The organism is Selenomonas sp. FC4001, assembly GCF_000701565.1.
Taxonomy (GTDB): domain Bacteria; phylum Bacillota; class Negativicutes; order Selenomonadales; family Selenomonadaceae; genus Selenomonas_A; species Selenomonas_A ruminantium_B.
Genome location: NZ_JNJF01000006.1, coordinates 118,324 through 133,736 on the forward strand (window position 1 = coordinate 118,324; position 15,413 = coordinate 133,736).

General features: G+C 54.0%; 9 protein-coding genes. All 9 read left to right on the forward strand.

The genetic code is table 11. From position 1 onward, the window contains the following. Window positions 1-99 precede the first annotated feature (99 nt). Window positions 100-1,923, forward strand: coding sequence for a M48 family metalloprotease (locus T320_RS03360; protein WP_369793427.1), 1,824 nt, complete (start codon window positions 100-102; stop codon window positions 1,921-1,923). 135 nt (window positions 1,924-2,058) lie between these two features. Next, a complete protein-coding gene (gene secA / locus T320_RS03365) occupies window positions 2,059-4,662 on the forward strand; it encodes a preprotein translocase subunit SecA (RefSeq protein WP_037353062.1) in 2,604 nt (867 codons plus the stop codon). A gap of 139 nt (window positions 4,663-4,801) precedes the next feature. Beyond that, window positions 4,802-5,908, forward strand: a complete 1,107-nt coding sequence (gene prfB, locus T320_RS03370) for a peptide chain release factor 2 (protein ID WP_026766192.1) — start codon at window positions 4,802-4,804, stop codon at window positions 5,906-5,908. Window positions 5,909-6,012: 104 nt separating this feature from the next. After that, the gene (locus T320_RS03375; protein WP_143142254.1) at window positions 6,013-6,660 is read left to right on the forward strand and encodes an LmeA family phospholipid-binding protein; all 648 of its coding nucleotides are present in this window, start codon (window positions 6,013-6,015) and stop codon (window positions 6,658-6,660) included. 15 nt (window positions 6,661-6,675) lie between these two features. After that, a complete protein-coding gene (locus T320_RS03380) occupies window positions 6,676-8,733 on the forward strand; it encodes a DUF5693 family protein (protein WP_037353063.1) in 2,058 nt (685 codons plus the stop codon). After that, window positions 8,733-9,824: a polysaccharide pyruvyl transferase CsaB gene (gene csaB / locus T320_RS03385; protein WP_037353064.1), complete on the forward strand. Its 1,092-nt coding sequence runs from the start codon at window positions 8,733-8,735 to the stop codon at window positions 9,822-9,824. Before T320_RS03380 ends, csaB begins: the two co-directional genes overlap by 1 nt. 46 nt (window positions 9,825-9,870) lie before the next feature. Beyond that, window positions 9,871-11,331 carry a DUF3375 domain-containing protein gene (locus T320_RS03390; protein ID WP_051608575.1) on the forward strand — a complete coding sequence of 487 codons (1,461 nt, stop codon included), beginning with the start codon at window positions 9,871-9,873 and terminating at the stop codon, window positions 11,329-11,331. Then, window positions 11,328-11,993: a DUF4194 domain-containing protein gene (locus T320_RS03395; RefSeq protein WP_051608576.1), complete on the forward strand. Its 666-nt coding sequence runs from the start codon at window positions 11,328-11,330 to the stop codon at window positions 11,991-11,993. The genes T320_RS03390 and T320_RS03395 overlap by 4 nt, the downstream gene beginning before the upstream one ends. Then, window positions 11,971-15,369, forward strand: coding sequence for an ATP-binding protein (locus tag T320_RS03400; protein ID WP_037353065.1), 3,399 nt, complete (start codon window positions 11,971-11,973; stop codon window positions 15,367-15,369). The genes T320_RS03395 and T320_RS03400 overlap by 23 nt, the downstream gene beginning before the upstream one ends. Window positions 15,370-15,413: the final 44 nt, after the last annotated feature.

A 15,413-nucleotide genomic window follows, 5' to 3' on the forward strand; every position in this document is an offset into this window, starting at 1 on the left:
GACGATTCTTTTCTGAATAAAATCACCTTATATCCGAAGTGTTTTCAGCTATTTCTAATCAATTTGTGGTAGAATAAAGCAAATGCTTATGGATATGAGGTGATTTTTTTGTGGAAGAATAGCAAATGGCATAAAAAATTGACGGCTCTTATCGTGATGGGGGCCTTGGGAATAAGTGTGGCGGCGCCGCTGCCCAAAGCGGAGGCGGTGGATGCCTGGGGGGCAGCAGCGCAGGCCTTGGGCGTTTATGCGGCCTATAAGTCCAGTCTGGCTGGCATTCTGGCGCTGGGCAATGATGTCAATGCCCAGGTGCAGAGCCGGATTCAGGATGTGCAGAAGAACGGCCTTGATGGCAACGACAACGATGTGCAGGTGGTGAATTCCGTCATGGCACAGCTGCTGGCGAATGGGAACTATGTGCTCAAGGTCAATTCCCTGCCCTTTGTCTGGGCCGTGAACGACAGCAAGGATTTCAATGCCGCCTGCTATCCTACCAACTACATCAGCATCAACCGGGCCTTGGTGCGGGGGCTTAATATGGAGCCGGATGAGCTGGCATCGGTATTCGCCCATGAAATGACGCATGGCCTCGAACAGCACAGTGCCAAGAATTATGCCCAGGCGGTGGCGCAGTACATGGGCATGAGCATGATTAATATGGATACCAACTCCATGGACTGGAACAAGCTCAACGGTTTGGTGAACTATTCCATTGCCAAGAATATCACGTTGCCCACAGAGTACGAGGCCGACGAGGGGGGCTTTTACCTGATGGCCAGTGCCGGTTTCAATCCCGGCGGCGGGGCAGCGGCCATGGCCCGCATGGCCTACTACCTGACCTATGAAACGCAGAATTTCCTGGAATATCAGGACCCGGACACCAAGCGGCAGGAGCGGGAAAGCTACAGCGACCATCCCGAGACGAAACTGCGGGAAGACAAGCTGGCGCAGATGATGTCCGATTATGGCTGCGCGCATGTGACGGTAAAGGATAGGAAGTATATCTATGTGGATGGGGAAAAGCTGCTTTCAGCAGAGTCCACCTCCGAGAATTACGACAATACAGCGGAAACGGCTTATCTCATAGCCGGTGCGCTGGCCAAGGCCTTCCATGATTACGACAGCATCACGGGCTGGAATTTTCGTCAGGATGGGCAGGGAAATCTGACCTGCCTTTCGAGTGACAGGGTGAATGCGCTGCTGCAGCAATTTCTAGTAAAGGCGCAGGCCGGGGCAAAACTCCAGTCACTGGTGGAAAAAGCCTATGCCGGGGAAGCGGCCAGCGGCGCCCGCAACAAGATGCTGGCAGAAGAAAGCAAGCGGAGCCAGAAGCTTGCCGAACGGCGGGAAGAAGTATTGAATGCTGACGGCAAGGCGGTCAAGAAGCTGCGGGAGAATGCGGACGCCTACAGTGATTACGGTCAGGGCGACAAGGCGCTGGCGCAGATGCAGCGGGTCTTTGCCAGCCGCAATATGGACAATCTGGCGGAAAGTCAGGCCATCAACGCCCGGGCCAAGGCGGTAAGCGGTGACTTTGCCGGAGCGCTCAGCGAAGCGGATAAGGCGGTAGCTGCGGACAATAAGAACATCTACACGTATTTGAACCGGGCCGACATCTATCATATGCTGGGCGAGCTGGACAAGGCGCTGGCAGATATCGCCCAAGCGAAGGAAATTGACAAAAAGAACGCAGTTTCCTATTATTTGGCGGCGGTCATTGAAGATGAACAGGGCAACACGGAGCAGGCCAAGGCTGATTTTGCCGAGCTTTACCGTCTGCAGCCCAAGGCTGTGAGCCGTATTCCGGACGAATACCTGCAGGCCATTTCGCAGAAGGAATACGAGAAGCGCCAGAAGGATAAGGCGGAAGCGCGGAAAAAATATGCCGAAGAATGGAAAAAGGCGCATAAAGATAATAAATAGGAAGAGAAAGGACAATAGTGAAGGGCGCTGTTGTCCTTTCTTTTATGGTTTATAAGCTGGCCTTAATTGACTTATGTACCTGTCTTTGTTAATATTGTAAGGTAGGTTTATTTTTAATGTTAGGAGTGATTTTGTTTGCTGGGATTTCTCAAAAGATTCTTAGGCGACAATAACGATAAAGAGATTGCCCGTTATCGCGAGGTTGTCGAAAAAATCAATGCCCTGGAGCCACAGATGGCAAATCTGACGGACGACAAGCTGACGGGTTATACAGGAAAATTCAAGGAGCGTCTGGCAAATGGCGAGACTTTGGATGACTTGCTGCCGGAGGCTTTTGCGGTAGTCCGCGAAGCATCCCGCCGTACGCTGGGTATGCGCCACTTTGATGTACAGATGATTGGCGGCATGTGCCTGCATGAAGGCCGTATCGCAGAAATGCGTACTGGTGAAGGTAAGACACTGGTAGCAACGCTGCCGGTATACCTCAATGCTCTGACGGGCAAGGGCGTCCATGTTATTACGGTAAATGACTATCTGGCCCGCCGCGACAGCGAGGAAATGGGTAAGCTCTACCGCTTCCTGGGCCTCACTGTTGGCCTCGTGGTGCACGATATGGACTTCCCGGAACGCAAGTATGCGTATAGCTGTGATGTGACCTTCGGTACCAACAATGAATTCGGTTTTGACTATCTGCGCGACAACATGGTTATCCATCAGGACCAGATGGTACAGCGTGAGCTCAACTATGCCATCGTCGATGAAGTGGACTCCATCCTCATCGATGAAGCGCGTACGCCGCTGATTATTTCCGGTCCCGGTGCCAAGTCTACGGATATGTATGCCACCATGGCCCGGGCAGTAGCCACCCTCAAAGAGGGCGAGGACTACACCGTTGATGAAAAGCAGAAGACGGTAGCGCCGGCCGATAATGCCATTCCCAAGATTGAAAAAATGCTGGGCATTACGAATCTGTATGCCCCGGAAAATATCGAACAGTCTCACTGCTTTACGGCAGCGCTCAGAGCCAAGGCGCTCATGAAGCGTGACCGCGATTATGTGGTGCGCAATGATGAAGTCATCATTGTCGATGAATTCACGGGCCGTCTCATGGAAGGCCGCCGTTATTCCGATGGCCTGCATCAGGCTATCGAAGCCAAGGAGGGCGTAAAGATTCAGCGCGAATCCCAGACGCTCGCGACGATTACCTTCCAGAACTACTTCCGTATGTATAACAAGCTCTCCGGTATGACCGGTACGGCTAAGACGGAAGAAGACGAGTTCTTGAAGATTTACAATCTGCCCGTTATCGTGGTGCCCACCAACAAGCCGGTGCAGCGTATTGACTATCCGGATGTTATCTACAAGAATAAGGCGGCCAAGTACCGCGCGGTAGGCAAATTCGTCAAGGAACTGCACGAAAAGGGACAGCCGGTGCTTATCGGTACGACTTCCATCACGCAGTCGGAAGAACTCAGCAATGTGCTCAAGAAAAACGGCATTCCGCATAGTGTGCTGAACGCCAAGTTCCATGAAAAGGAAGCCGAAATCATCGCCGATGCCGGTCAGCGCGGTGCGGTTACCATTGCCACCAACATGGCTGGCCGTGGTACGGATATCAAACTCGGCGAAGGTGTGCCGGAGCTCGGTGGCCTGTACATCGTAGGTACGGAGCGCCATGAATCCCGCCGTATCGACAATCAGCTGCGCGGTCGTTCCGGTCGTCAGGGCGACCCGGGTGCCTCCCGTTTCTTCCTGTCCCTGGAGGATGACCTGCTGCGTCTGTTTGCCTCCGATAGAATTGCCGGCATGATGGACAAGCTGGGCATGGAAGAAGATGAGCCGATTGAACATAAGCTCATCACCAACTCCATCGAACATGCACAGAAGAAGGTCGAAGCCCGCAACTTCGATATTCGTAAGCACGTGCTCGAATACGATGATGTCATGAATCAGCAGCGTGAAGTCATGTACGGTGAGCGTCGCAAGATTCTGCTTGGCGAAAACCTGCGTGAAAACATCATGGGCATGGTCAACCACATCATCAAAGATGAGATGAATCAGTATGCCAACGAACAGCTCTATCCGGAAGAATGGCAGCTTGACGGCCTGATTGAGGATGCCGAGAAGATTTACGCGCCGGCAGGGGCCTTGAAGAAGGAAGAACTGGTTGAACTTTCCCGCGATGAATTGAAGGAAAAACTCGAACAGACGGCTGCTGACGGCTATCATCAGCGTGAACTCTTGTTCGGTGAAGAAAATATGCGCGAGCTCGAAAAGGTTGTTATGCTCCGCGTTGTCGACAGCAAGTGGATGGAACACTTGGACCACATGGATATGCTGCGTGACGGCATCAACCTGCGGGCTTATGGCCAGCGTAATCCGCTCGTGGAATACAAGATTGAAGCGCTCGATATGTTCGAGGAAATGGAATCGGCCATCATGGACCAGATTGCTTCCCTGATGTATCATGTGAGCATTGTAACGCCGCAGCAGCAGGAAGCCGAAGCAGCAGGTGAGCCGGTCGAAGCCAGCGTCACCCAGAAGCAGAAGATGGAAGAAACCATTAAGGCACAGCGCTCCCAGCTGTCTGACCACCTGAGCAGCGCTCAGGCTAGCCACGGTGATGAAGTCAGCACGGCAACGGCACACAAGGCACAGGCTGCAGAAAAAGTCGGCCGCAATGACCCCTGTCCCTGCGGCAGCGGCAAGAAATATAAAAATTGCTGTGGGCGGCGTTGAGCTGATTAGCAGTCTGTATATGATGTCTGGTATGATGGTTTAAGTATTCATAATGAAGGAATGGTAAAGCCGCGGGAGTCCGGTGGACTCCCCGGACAAGCCGTTACTTGGACTGCCAAATGAGGTGTGAAAGGAAAAAATGTTAGAAGATTTGAAACCCCGCTTAGGCGAACTCAAGGAAAAACTTGACCATATGGGCGAGTCTTTGGAAATTCCCCGTAAGGAAGAAAAAATCGCTGAGCTCGAATATAAGATGGGCGAACCCACGTTTTGGGATGATGCGGAAGCTGCCCAGAAAATCAATCAGGAACTGGCGGACTTAAAATCCAGCGTGGATAAGTATAAGTCCCTGGTATCCAAGCACGAAGATGCGGAAACCCTGCTGGAAATGGGCCTCGAAGAAGATGACCCCAGCATGGAAGATGATGTCAAGTCCGAACTCGATGAAGTGGCCGAAGGCCTTGAAGCCCTGCAGCTTGAAGTGCTGCTCTCCGGCCCCTATGATGGTAACAATGCCATCCTGACCCTGCATGCTGGTGCGGGCGGAACGGAAGCTCAGGACTGGACGCAGATGCTGCTGCGTATGTACGGCCGTTGGGCTGAACGCCACGGCTTCACCGTGGAAACCGCTGATTTGTTGCCCGGTGATGAAGCGGGCGTAAAATCCGCTACGCTCTTTATCAAGGGCCATAACGCCTATGGCTTCCTGAAATCGGAGAAGGGTGTACACCGTCTCGTGCGTATTTCGCCGTTTGATGCCAATGCCCGCCGTCACACTTCATTCTCGGCCTGCGATATCATGCCGGAAATTGACGATGCGGTGGAAGTGGACATCAACATGGCCGATGTGCGCGTGGATACCTACCGCGCATCCGGTGCCGGCGGTCAGCATATCAACAAGACGTCTTCGGCTGTGCGTATGACCCATGAGCCGACGGGCATCGTGGTGCAGTGCCAGAACGAACGTTCTCAGCTGCAGAACCGCGAGCAGTGCCTCAAAATGCTCCGCGCCAAGCTCTTTGAACTCGAAATGGAAAAGAAGGAAGCAGAGCTGGCTAAGCTCGAAGGCGACCAGCAGAACATCGAATGGGGCAGTCAGATTCGTTCCTATGTGTTCCAGCCCTATACGATGGTCAAAGACCACCGTACGAGCCAGGAAACCGGCAATGTGCAGGCGGTTATGGACGGGGATATCGACCCCTTCATCCGGGCATTCCTCGCCGCCAAGGCCAATCATGAAATTTAAGTAATGAGCCTTCCCCAGTGGGGGAAGGCTTGTATCATTCAAGGGGGGCACTGATTTTGCGAAAGGGCTTGACTATTGCAGGTGCTTTATTCATAATAATAATCGTGTTTAGTGAGACATTGCTTCCCTGGCTGGCGCGGGAAACCCTGCAGACCCGCATGAATCAGCGGATGGTAACCAGTGATGCCCAGGTGTCGGTGGACAGCCGTCCGGGAATCTTGCTGGCCTTGGGTGAGATTCAGCATCTTCATGCTGTGGCTCATCAGGCCAAGGTGGGGCAGGTCTACTTCCGGGAACTCAGCCTTTCCGGGGAAAACGTGCGCCTGAACATAGGGGATTTGCTCAAGGCGGGAAAAGTAGCCTTGAAATCCGCAGACAAACTGGAATTAAAGGGTGTCGTGGATGAGGAAAACCTTGAGGAAGTCCTGACCCGCAAGCTGGACAAGGTGGAAAATGTGCAGGTCAGCATCTCGCCAACAGGCGTGCTGGCCACAGCCAATACCAAACTCTTTGGGCGGCTCGTGGATATTGAATTAGAGGGAAATGTAATTGAAGAAAGCGGCTCGCTCTATTTTCAGATGACGCATCTGGCCTTTAAGAACAGCCGATTGGGCACAGCCAAGTTAGGCGAGATGTTCGGCAATATTCAGCTGGCTCCGCCGGGGCGGTTGCCTATGGGGATGCAAATCAGCGATGTGCAGCAGACAAATGGTGCCATCGTGATTACGGCTAAACGTGAGAATGTGGAATAAGGTGGAAAGAGGATAATGAAGGATTTCAAATACAACCGGGGCTTGGTGCTGATTATAATGGTTGGCTTAATCGCTTCTCTTATGATTAGTTTTGCCCGACATGGCGTGGAGGAAAACAACCGCCAGATAGATTTGGCAACCAATTATGAGGATTTGCTGGAACTGGCCGACAGGGAAGGCCTGCCAGCAGAGGAAGTGATGGCTAAGGCCAAGGAAGCCGGCATCACCTCTTTGGCAGTTTACGATACCACCTTTAAGAAACTCAATGCCAACGGCAAGGCTACGGCCATTGCCGGCAGTGAGCTTTTGGGGAGTTACCATAGCGGCACGCTGACAGATCCCTTGTGGCGTCAGCTGGTGGCCGAGGGGAAGATTCAGGGCAACGAAGTCTACATCGTAGGCCATGATGCCCGCACCTGGCAGGAACTTAAAGAAGATGTGCCCCGCCGCTTAGGCAAGGACAGAGTGCAGCTGCTGAAAGTCGGGGACGAAGAAGTCATGGCCGCCAAGGCCCATTTCGAGTCCTTCGTGAAGATGGATATCGGCATGCCGACGGACGAAATGGAAGCGGTGAACAAGGCTGGTTTCCACGTTATCGCCCGCCCCAGCAACTTCAACAAGTGCACGGAAGATGATGTGAAGGCTGTGTTCAAGCGGCTGGACGGCATGGATATCTCCGAAGTGGTATTCTCCGGTTCTCAGGTGCTCGGTGCCAATAAGTCCCTGCAGACCACCATTGATGAAATGAAGGCCCGCAATCTCAACATGGGTCTTATTGAAGGTGTGACCCAGCTGCAGTTCTACAAGCAGGACGGCATGGAGGAAATCGCCAAGGGCATTGGTTACGACAAGATTGTCCGCCTCTACGCCATTCCCAAGGACGAGCAGCCCAAGCTGAAAATTTCCACCGCAGTGGAACGCTGGGCTAACACCGACGAAGAACGCAATATCCGCATCGACCTCTTGCGGATTTACGATAAGCCCTCGCCGAATATGAGCCTGATGGAAACCAATATGCAGTATTTCAAGGATACGCATGATATTCTGGTGGCTCATGGCTATACGGTGGGGCCTGCCGGTACCTTTGCTTCCTTCTATCCCAGCAAGTACCTCCGGGCGCTGGTGATGGCCGGCGTAGCAGCGGCAGCTGTGCTCTATTTGAGCCTCGTTATTCCGGCACTCAATACTGCAGTGAAAAAGCAGTGGCTTCTGTTCGTTATCTTTGCCCTCTGTGCAATGGTGCCGATTCTGATGGGCACTGGCGCCAAAATTCGTGTGCTGGCAGCTTTGGCCAGCGCGAACCTGTTCCCGGCACTGGCGGTTATCTTCCAGCTGGACCGAATCCGTCATCTGCGGGATAAAATCACGCTGGGCTTTGGCAAGATGCTCATCACGGGCATTATCGCTCTGCTGGTAACGGGCACACTGTCCTATATCGGTGCGGCTTACCTGTCTGCATCGCTGGCGGATACGGAATATCTGCTCGAATTCCAGATTTTCCGTGGCATCAAGCTGACCTTTGTCCTGCCGCTGATTCTGGTGGGCATTGCCTTCCTGCAGCGCTTTGATATCTTTGACGGCCGTATGGACGATACAGACGGCGTTCTGAATCAGCTCAAAAAAATCATGGATATGCCTGTGAAGGTCAAGACGTTGTTTGTGCTGTTCCTGGTACTCGTTGCCGGGGTGGTCTTTGTGGCCCGCAGCGGTCATACCTCCGGTATGCCGGTATCGGCAGCCGAACTCAAGTTCCGCGCCTTTTTGGAACAGGCCCTTTATGCCCGCCCCCGTACCAAGGAACTGATGATTGGCCATCCGGCCTTCCTCATGGCGGTTATGGCTTTCTGGCGCAAGTGGCCCACCATGATTTTCTTCGGCCTGGTGCTCATTGCCACCATCGGCCAGGGCTCTATGGTAGAAACCTTCGCCCATATGCGGACGCCTGTATTCATGTCCTTTATGCGGGGCATTGGCGGCATTGTCTTAGGTGCCGGTATCGGCGCCATCGCCATGATGTTGGTACAGCTGTGGCAGACTGTTATTTCACGAGCAAAGGAGCGTAAGTCAGCGTAATGAGCAGAATCGTCGTGTCTGGTTACTACGGCTCGAAAAATGCCGGGGATGAGGCAATGCTTTCCGCAATGCTGGAAGTCCTCAGTGACCTGGACCCAAAACTTCATATTACGGTGATTTCTGCCGACCCCGAGGATACCCGCAAGCGTCATGGAGTGGATGCCATCTCCTGGCTGGGTTTTCCCGCCATTATCAAGGAACTGCGGCAGGCGGATCTCCTGATTAGCGGTGGCGGCAGTCTCCTGCAAAACGTCACCAGCCGCCGCAGCCTCTATTACTATATGTTCATCATCATGCTCGCGCATTTTCTGGGCACCAAGGTCATGCTTTATGCGCAGGGCATCGGCCCGATTATCGGCCGTGTGGCGGAAATGGCCATGCGCTTTTTGGGCAATCATGTGGACTTAATCACCGTCCGGGATGAAGGTTCTCTGAAGGAACTGGCCCGGTTGGGGATTCATAAAACCATTATTGAATGTACCGCTGACCCGGTGCTGGCCATCCATCCTGTAGGCAAGGAAGCCGGCCGGGCTATCTTCAAGGCCTACCATGCGGATGGAGCCAAGCCTGTATTGGGCATTTCCGTGCGGGAATGGCAGGGCTGGCGCCATTATAAGGAAGTGCTGGCGGAAGTTTCCGATATGGTGGTGCGGGAATTGGGTGCAAGGGTGGTATTCATCCCCATGCAGTTCCCGGATGATGTGAAGGCGGCTCAGGCTATCGCCTCTCTTACCAAAGAGGAGTGCACGGTGCTCAAAGACGAGTATACCACCAGCGAGTTCCTGTCCTTGGTAGGGAATATGGATTTGATGCTGGGGATTCGCCTGCATGCCTTGATTTTTGCCGGCGTTATGGGGGTTCCCATGCTGGGCATCTCCTATGACCCCAAGATTGACCGCTTCCTGGCCTCCATTGGGGAAGAGCCTGTGGGCAACCTCAAGGATGTTACCGCCGAAGAACTGATGATGGAAATCCGCCGCAAGTGGAATGATAAACAGACTTTCCGGCAGAAAAATGGCGAGCTTCTCGCCCAGCTGCGGGATATGGCCGCTCATAATGCAGAGCTGGCAGTGAACTTAGCACATAAATGATAATAGCCTTCCCGGAGGGGAAGGCTTTTTTATAAGGGGGATTTTTATGCCCAAAAAGAATAAATACATGAGCTACGAGCACCTGCGGGATTTGCGGCAGAATCATGCCGCCTGGCGGCTGTTGCGGGCTGATTATGCGCCTTTGGCGGCGGCGTTTTTCTATCAGGTGTTTATTGGCCCTAAGCGCCGCGGCATTGAAGCGCAGGAGTTGTTGGAAGCACTGGATATGTTCCTCTACGACTGCACCCGGCAGGAGGGAGAATTTGCCCGCTCGCCCAAGGATTATCTGGAGATGTGGGCGGACAGCAGTTATGGCTGGTTCAGAAAATACGAATACCATGGGGACTGGTACTACGATTTGACAGCACCGGCCCAGAAGGCGGTGGAGTGGCTGCTGAGCCTCCACAAGCAGGACTTTATCGGCACAGAGTCCCGCCTGCGTACGGTGTTCAACCTCCTGCACGAAATCGCCCAGGAAACGGATACCAATGCCGAGCACCGGCTGGCGTATCTCACGAGTCAGCAGGAAAAAATTGCCGCTGAAATCAAAGCCATCGAGGAAACCGGCGAGGTGAAGCCTCAGCTGGATGATGTGCAGGTCAAGGAGCGCTTTTTGCAGGCCGAGGCCACGGCCACAGCTATTCTGGCAGACTTCCGCGAAGTGGAGGAAAACTTCCGGGAATTGACGCGTCAGGTGCAGGCTGATGTGGTGAAGTGGACGCGCGGCAAGGGCGAACTCTTGGAAAAGATTTTCAGCGAAAGCGACATCATCCGCAAGTCGGAACAGGGCCGCAGTTTTATGGCCTTTTGGCGTTTTTTGATGCTGTCCCAGCAGCAGGATGATTTGCGCGAGACGCTGCAGCAGGTGGAAAGCGCCGAAGCAGTCCAGGGAATTGTTCAGGAGCACAGTCTGCGGGATATTCACCGGGAATGGGTGCAGGCCGCAGCCGCCGTCCAAAAGACGTTGGGGCAGCTTTCTGCCCAGCTTCGCCGCTATGTGGACGAGGATTATCTGCGGGAGGAGCGCAGCATCTATCAGCTCATTCAGAGCATCGAAAGCAAGGCTGTAGACAGGCGGGGAGCGGGGACTTCTGGCCTGGTCATGGAAATGGATACCCTGCCCAAAGTTCAGCTGCCCATGGAGCGGCGGCTTTATGCACCGCCGAAGAAGACCAGGCTCGAAAGTCCGGAACTTACCGAGGGGGATGGCAGCAGTGGCAGCATTGCCGCCATCTTCGAGCAGGTCGTGGTGGACAAGGAAAAACTAAAGGCCAATGTGGCAGATTTACTGGCCGAGCGGGATGAGGTGACGCTAGCTGAGGTTCTGGCGGTTCATCCGCTGGAACTGGGACTGTCGGAACTTTTGGGCTATCTGGTGCTGGCCAGCCGCGATGCGGCAGGCTTTACTGAGGACAGGCTGGAACGTCTGGTCTTTGAGCGGGATGGCCGCAAATTACTGGCGGTCTGCGAGCAGATTACCTTTCGGAAAGGAGCAGGGGCATTTTGAGTACAGTAGAAGAAATGACGGAACGCAATGAAGAGAATTTTTCCCGGGCTGCGATAACCCTTTTGAAGGGGATTGTGAGCCGTGGCAGGGACGAAGTCCTGTGGCAGTTTATCGTAAATGACAGGAGTGCGCTCAGTGATTATTTCCGGCGCATTGGCCTGATTCTGATTATAGATGAAGTGGATGAGTATGCTTACCTCAAGCAGGAGGACGCGGCAGGTCTGCCCCGGCTGGTACAGCGCTATCAGTTGAGTTACCCCGTGTCCATGCTGCTGGTGCAGCTTAGAAAGGCTTTGGGTGAACAGGATACCGCCAGCGGCGATACCCGTCTGGTCATATCTTTTGCCGATATCATGCGGCGCATGGAACCCTTCCTGCCTGTGCCCGGTAACGAAATGAAATTCCGTCAGTCTTTGGAACACACCATTGGACAGGTGGTGCAGCTGGGCTTTTTGCAGAAGCTCAAGGGCTCGGAGGATGAGTACGAGGTACGCCCTGTGCTGCGCAGTTTCGTGGATGCCCAGTGGCTCAGCGATTTCAATGAGAAGCTGGCGGAATACGAAGCCCATGGACAGATGCTTCATCAGGGCACAGCCGAAGATAAGAGCGATGAAAATGAGGGAGAGGAGGGGCTGTTAGGTGAATTTGTTCGCAACGAATGAGGAAAATGAAAACATCCCCTTGGGCTTCCGTTTGGAACGTCTGGAAGTTTATAATTGGGGCACTTTTGACAGCCGGATTTGGTCGTTGGAGCTAAACGGGGAAATGTCTCTTTTGACCGGTGATGTGGGCTCGGGCAAGTCCACCCTGGTGGATGCCCTGCTGACCCTGCTCGTGCCCCCGCGGAAAGTCACCTACAACAAGGCGGCCGATGCCAGTGCCAAGGAGCGCAGTCTGACTTCCTATGTGCGGGGCTATTATGGTCAAAAGCGCACGGATAACGGCGGCGGCCGTCCCGAAGCCCTGCGCGATAAGAATAAATACAGCGTGATTCTGGGCGTCTTTGCGGATAAGAACTTTGGCCGCACGGTGACTTTGGCACAGGTGTTCTGGTTCCCAGAGGAAACGGCCAGCTATCCCAAGCGCTTCTATGTGCTCGCGCAGAAGACCCTTTCCATCAAGGACAGGTTCTCCCAGATTGGCGGGGATATGCGGGCCTTCCGCAAGGCCTTGGAAAAGGATGCCTTCATCAAGACCTTTGACGATTATCCGCAGTATGGCCACGAGTTCCGCAAGATTTTCGGCATCCGTCAGGTACAGGCCATGGATTTGTTCCAACAGACCGTGTCCATGAAGAAGGTGGACAGCCTCACGAGCTTCGTGCGCCAGAATATGCTCGAAGTGCCGGAGACGGAGCAGGAAGTGGAACTGATGCTGCGGCAGTACCATGATTTGGAAGCTGCACATCAGGCTGTGCAGAAGGCCAAGAAACAGCAGAAGATGCTCCAGCCCATCGAAGTGCTCGGGGAAAGCTATGCCCGGGACAACCGTCAGCAGGACGAGTTTCAGGCCATGCAGAAGGTGCTCGAAAGCTGGTATGCTCAGCAGGACTACAAGGCCAGAGAAGAGCAGTTAGCAGCTATGGAGCCGCAGCTCAGGCGCCTGGAAGAGAAAATTACGCAGCAGGGCAAGAGCCTGCAGGAAAAGCAGGGAGAGCTAACGGTACTGCAGGGCAATATCGCCCGCAACGGCGGTGCGCAGCTCGACGAAGTGCGCCATCAGCTCGACAAGATTACGGAGCGCAAGGCGCAGTGCGAAGCCAGCCGGGAAAAATTCCAGCAGGAGCTTTCCGCATTGGAAATGACTTTGCCCGTGGACGAGGAAGATTTTGCCCTGCTGCAGGAAAAGCTGGCCAGCCGCAAGGCAGAGTGTGAGGCACAGCAGGAAGAATTGACGGCGGAAGCCAGCACCATGAAGGCCAACCGCCAGGAAGCGGAGCAGGAGGAGCGCCGCATTCAGGCAGAAATCGATTCGCTGGCCAGACGCAAGTCTAATATTCCCCAGAAATTCATCGCTGTGCGCGAGGAAATCTGCAAGGCCCTGAATCTTGCCGAAAGCGAAATGCCCTTTGCCGGGGAACTTATTGCCGTGAAAGAGGAGGAGGCTGAATGGGAAGGCGCCATTGAGCGTCTGCTGCGCAGTTTCGGCATATCCCTGCTGGTGCCAGAGGTTCACTATGGGGAAGTGGCTGACTGGATGGAACGCCATGACCTCAAGATGCGCATGGTTTACTTCCGTGTGCCGGCCTACCCTGAACAGGTCAATGCCAATGTGCACGAGGACGCCGTGTGTCAGAAACTCCATATCAAGGAGGACAGTCCGCTGGCTCCCTGGCTCGAAGTGGAACTTCTGACCCGCTTCAACCATATCTGCTGTGAGACCATCAAGGAATTCCGGCAGGCAAAATTTGCCCTGACCAAAGCTGGTCAGGTCAAGACTGGCGGTAAGCGCCACGAAAAGGACGACCGCCACGATATCCACGACCAGCGCTATTATGTATTGGGCTTTTCCAATCTCAAAAAGATTCAGGCCCTGCAGATGGAAATGGAAGACCGGCGAGAGGAGCAGAAGTTCTTCTTGCAGAAGGAAAATCAGGCGAAACGGGCCGTGAAAAAACTCCGGGAGCAGAGCGAGGCCATCGTCCGGGCCGGAGTGGTAACCTCCTTTGCGGAAATTCATATAGAGCCGCTGCTGGAGCGTATGGCACAACTCAAGGCCCAGGTGGAAAAACTGCGGGCGGAAAATGATGTACTCAAACAACTGCAGGCCGAAGAACAGCGTCTTAAAGGAGAAATCGGCGCAGGTTATGCGGCGCTGGATGACTATAAGAATCAGCGCAGCCAGCTGGCTGAACGCATTCGCCTGCACAAGGCGGAAATGGTCATAGATGAGGAACTCTTTGCCGGGGCAGAAAGTGATGACCGAGAGAAGGGCTATCCTCTGTTGCAGCATTACGCTGCCCTGGCCTTGGAGAAATTGGGCAGTCCGCAGTTCGATATGCAGAAGCGCAGCCTGCAGCAGAAGGAGTATAACCAGTGGCTGAACACCCGCACCCATCAGCTGGGGGAAAAACTGCAAAAGACCAGCGAAGAACTGGTCAAGGCCATGACGGAGTTCCGGCAGGAATATCCAGAGTCGGCCAGCGAACTGCTGGCTGCTCCGGAGGGCTATCAGGATTATACGGCCCTGCTGCACCGTCTGCAGGAAGATGACTTGCCGAAATTTGAAAGCCGGTTCAGCCATCTGCTGCGGGAAAACACCATCAATCAGATTGCCCTGTTCCAGACTCATCTGGAGGAGGCCTGCCATGAGATTCACGACAGGATTGCGCTGATTAATGACTCGCTGGCGGAAATCGACTACAATGAGGGACGCTACATTCAGATTGAATGCAATCCTGCCGTCAGCGATACCATTCAGCAGTTCCGCCGTGATTTGCGGGCCTGCACCGATGATGCCCTGACAGGGAATATGGACAACAGCTACAGCGAGGAAAAATTTCAGCAGGTTGCCAGAATTTTGGAACGGCTGCAGGGCCGTCCTGGCATGACGGATGTGGATGCCCGCTGGCGCAGTGAGGTTATCGACGTGCGCAACTGGTTTGTCTTTGCGGCTTCGGAATTGTGGCGCAATCCTGCTCCGGATATGGACAAGGAATACGAGCACTACACCGACTCCGGCGGCAAGTCCGGCGGACAGAAGGAAAAGCTGGCCTATACGATACTGGCCGCCAGCATTGTCTATAACTTCGGCCTGCGGGGCAGACGCGCCGGTGAGCAGTCCTTCCGCTTCGTGGTCATTGACGAAGCCTTCCTCAAGAGCTCGGATGAAAGTGCCCGCTTCGGCTTGGAACTGTTCAAGAAACTCGATTTGCAGCTGCTGGTGGTGACGCCGCTCCTAAAAATCGCCACGATTGAGCCCTTCGTCAGCCATGTAGGGTTCGTGTATCAGAGAGATGAGGAGCATAAGTCCTACTTGCGGAATCTTACGATTGAAGAACTGCAGGCAGAGAGAAGTGCATACCAACAGCAGCAATGATTACTGTGGTTCTGGTTCACATGCACTGCTGGCGCGGGTACTTA

Excerpts from the sequence above, each read along its gene's own strand:
- prfB (WP_026766192.1), top strand. The coding sequence starts at position 4,802 with ATGTTAGAAGATTTGAAACCCCGCTTAGGCGAACTCAAGGAAAAACTT.
- T320_RS03380 (WP_037353063.1), top strand. The coding sequence starts at position 6,676 with ATGAAGGATTTCAAATACAACCGGGGCTTGGTGCTGATTATAATGGTT.
- csaB (WP_037353064.1), top strand. The coding sequence starts at position 8,733 with ATGAGCAGAATCGTCGTGTCTGGTTACTACGGCTCGAAAAATGCCGGG.
- T320_RS03390 (WP_051608575.1), top strand. The coding sequence starts at position 9,871 with ATGCCCAAAAAGAATAAATACATGAGCTACGAGCACCTGCGGGATTTG.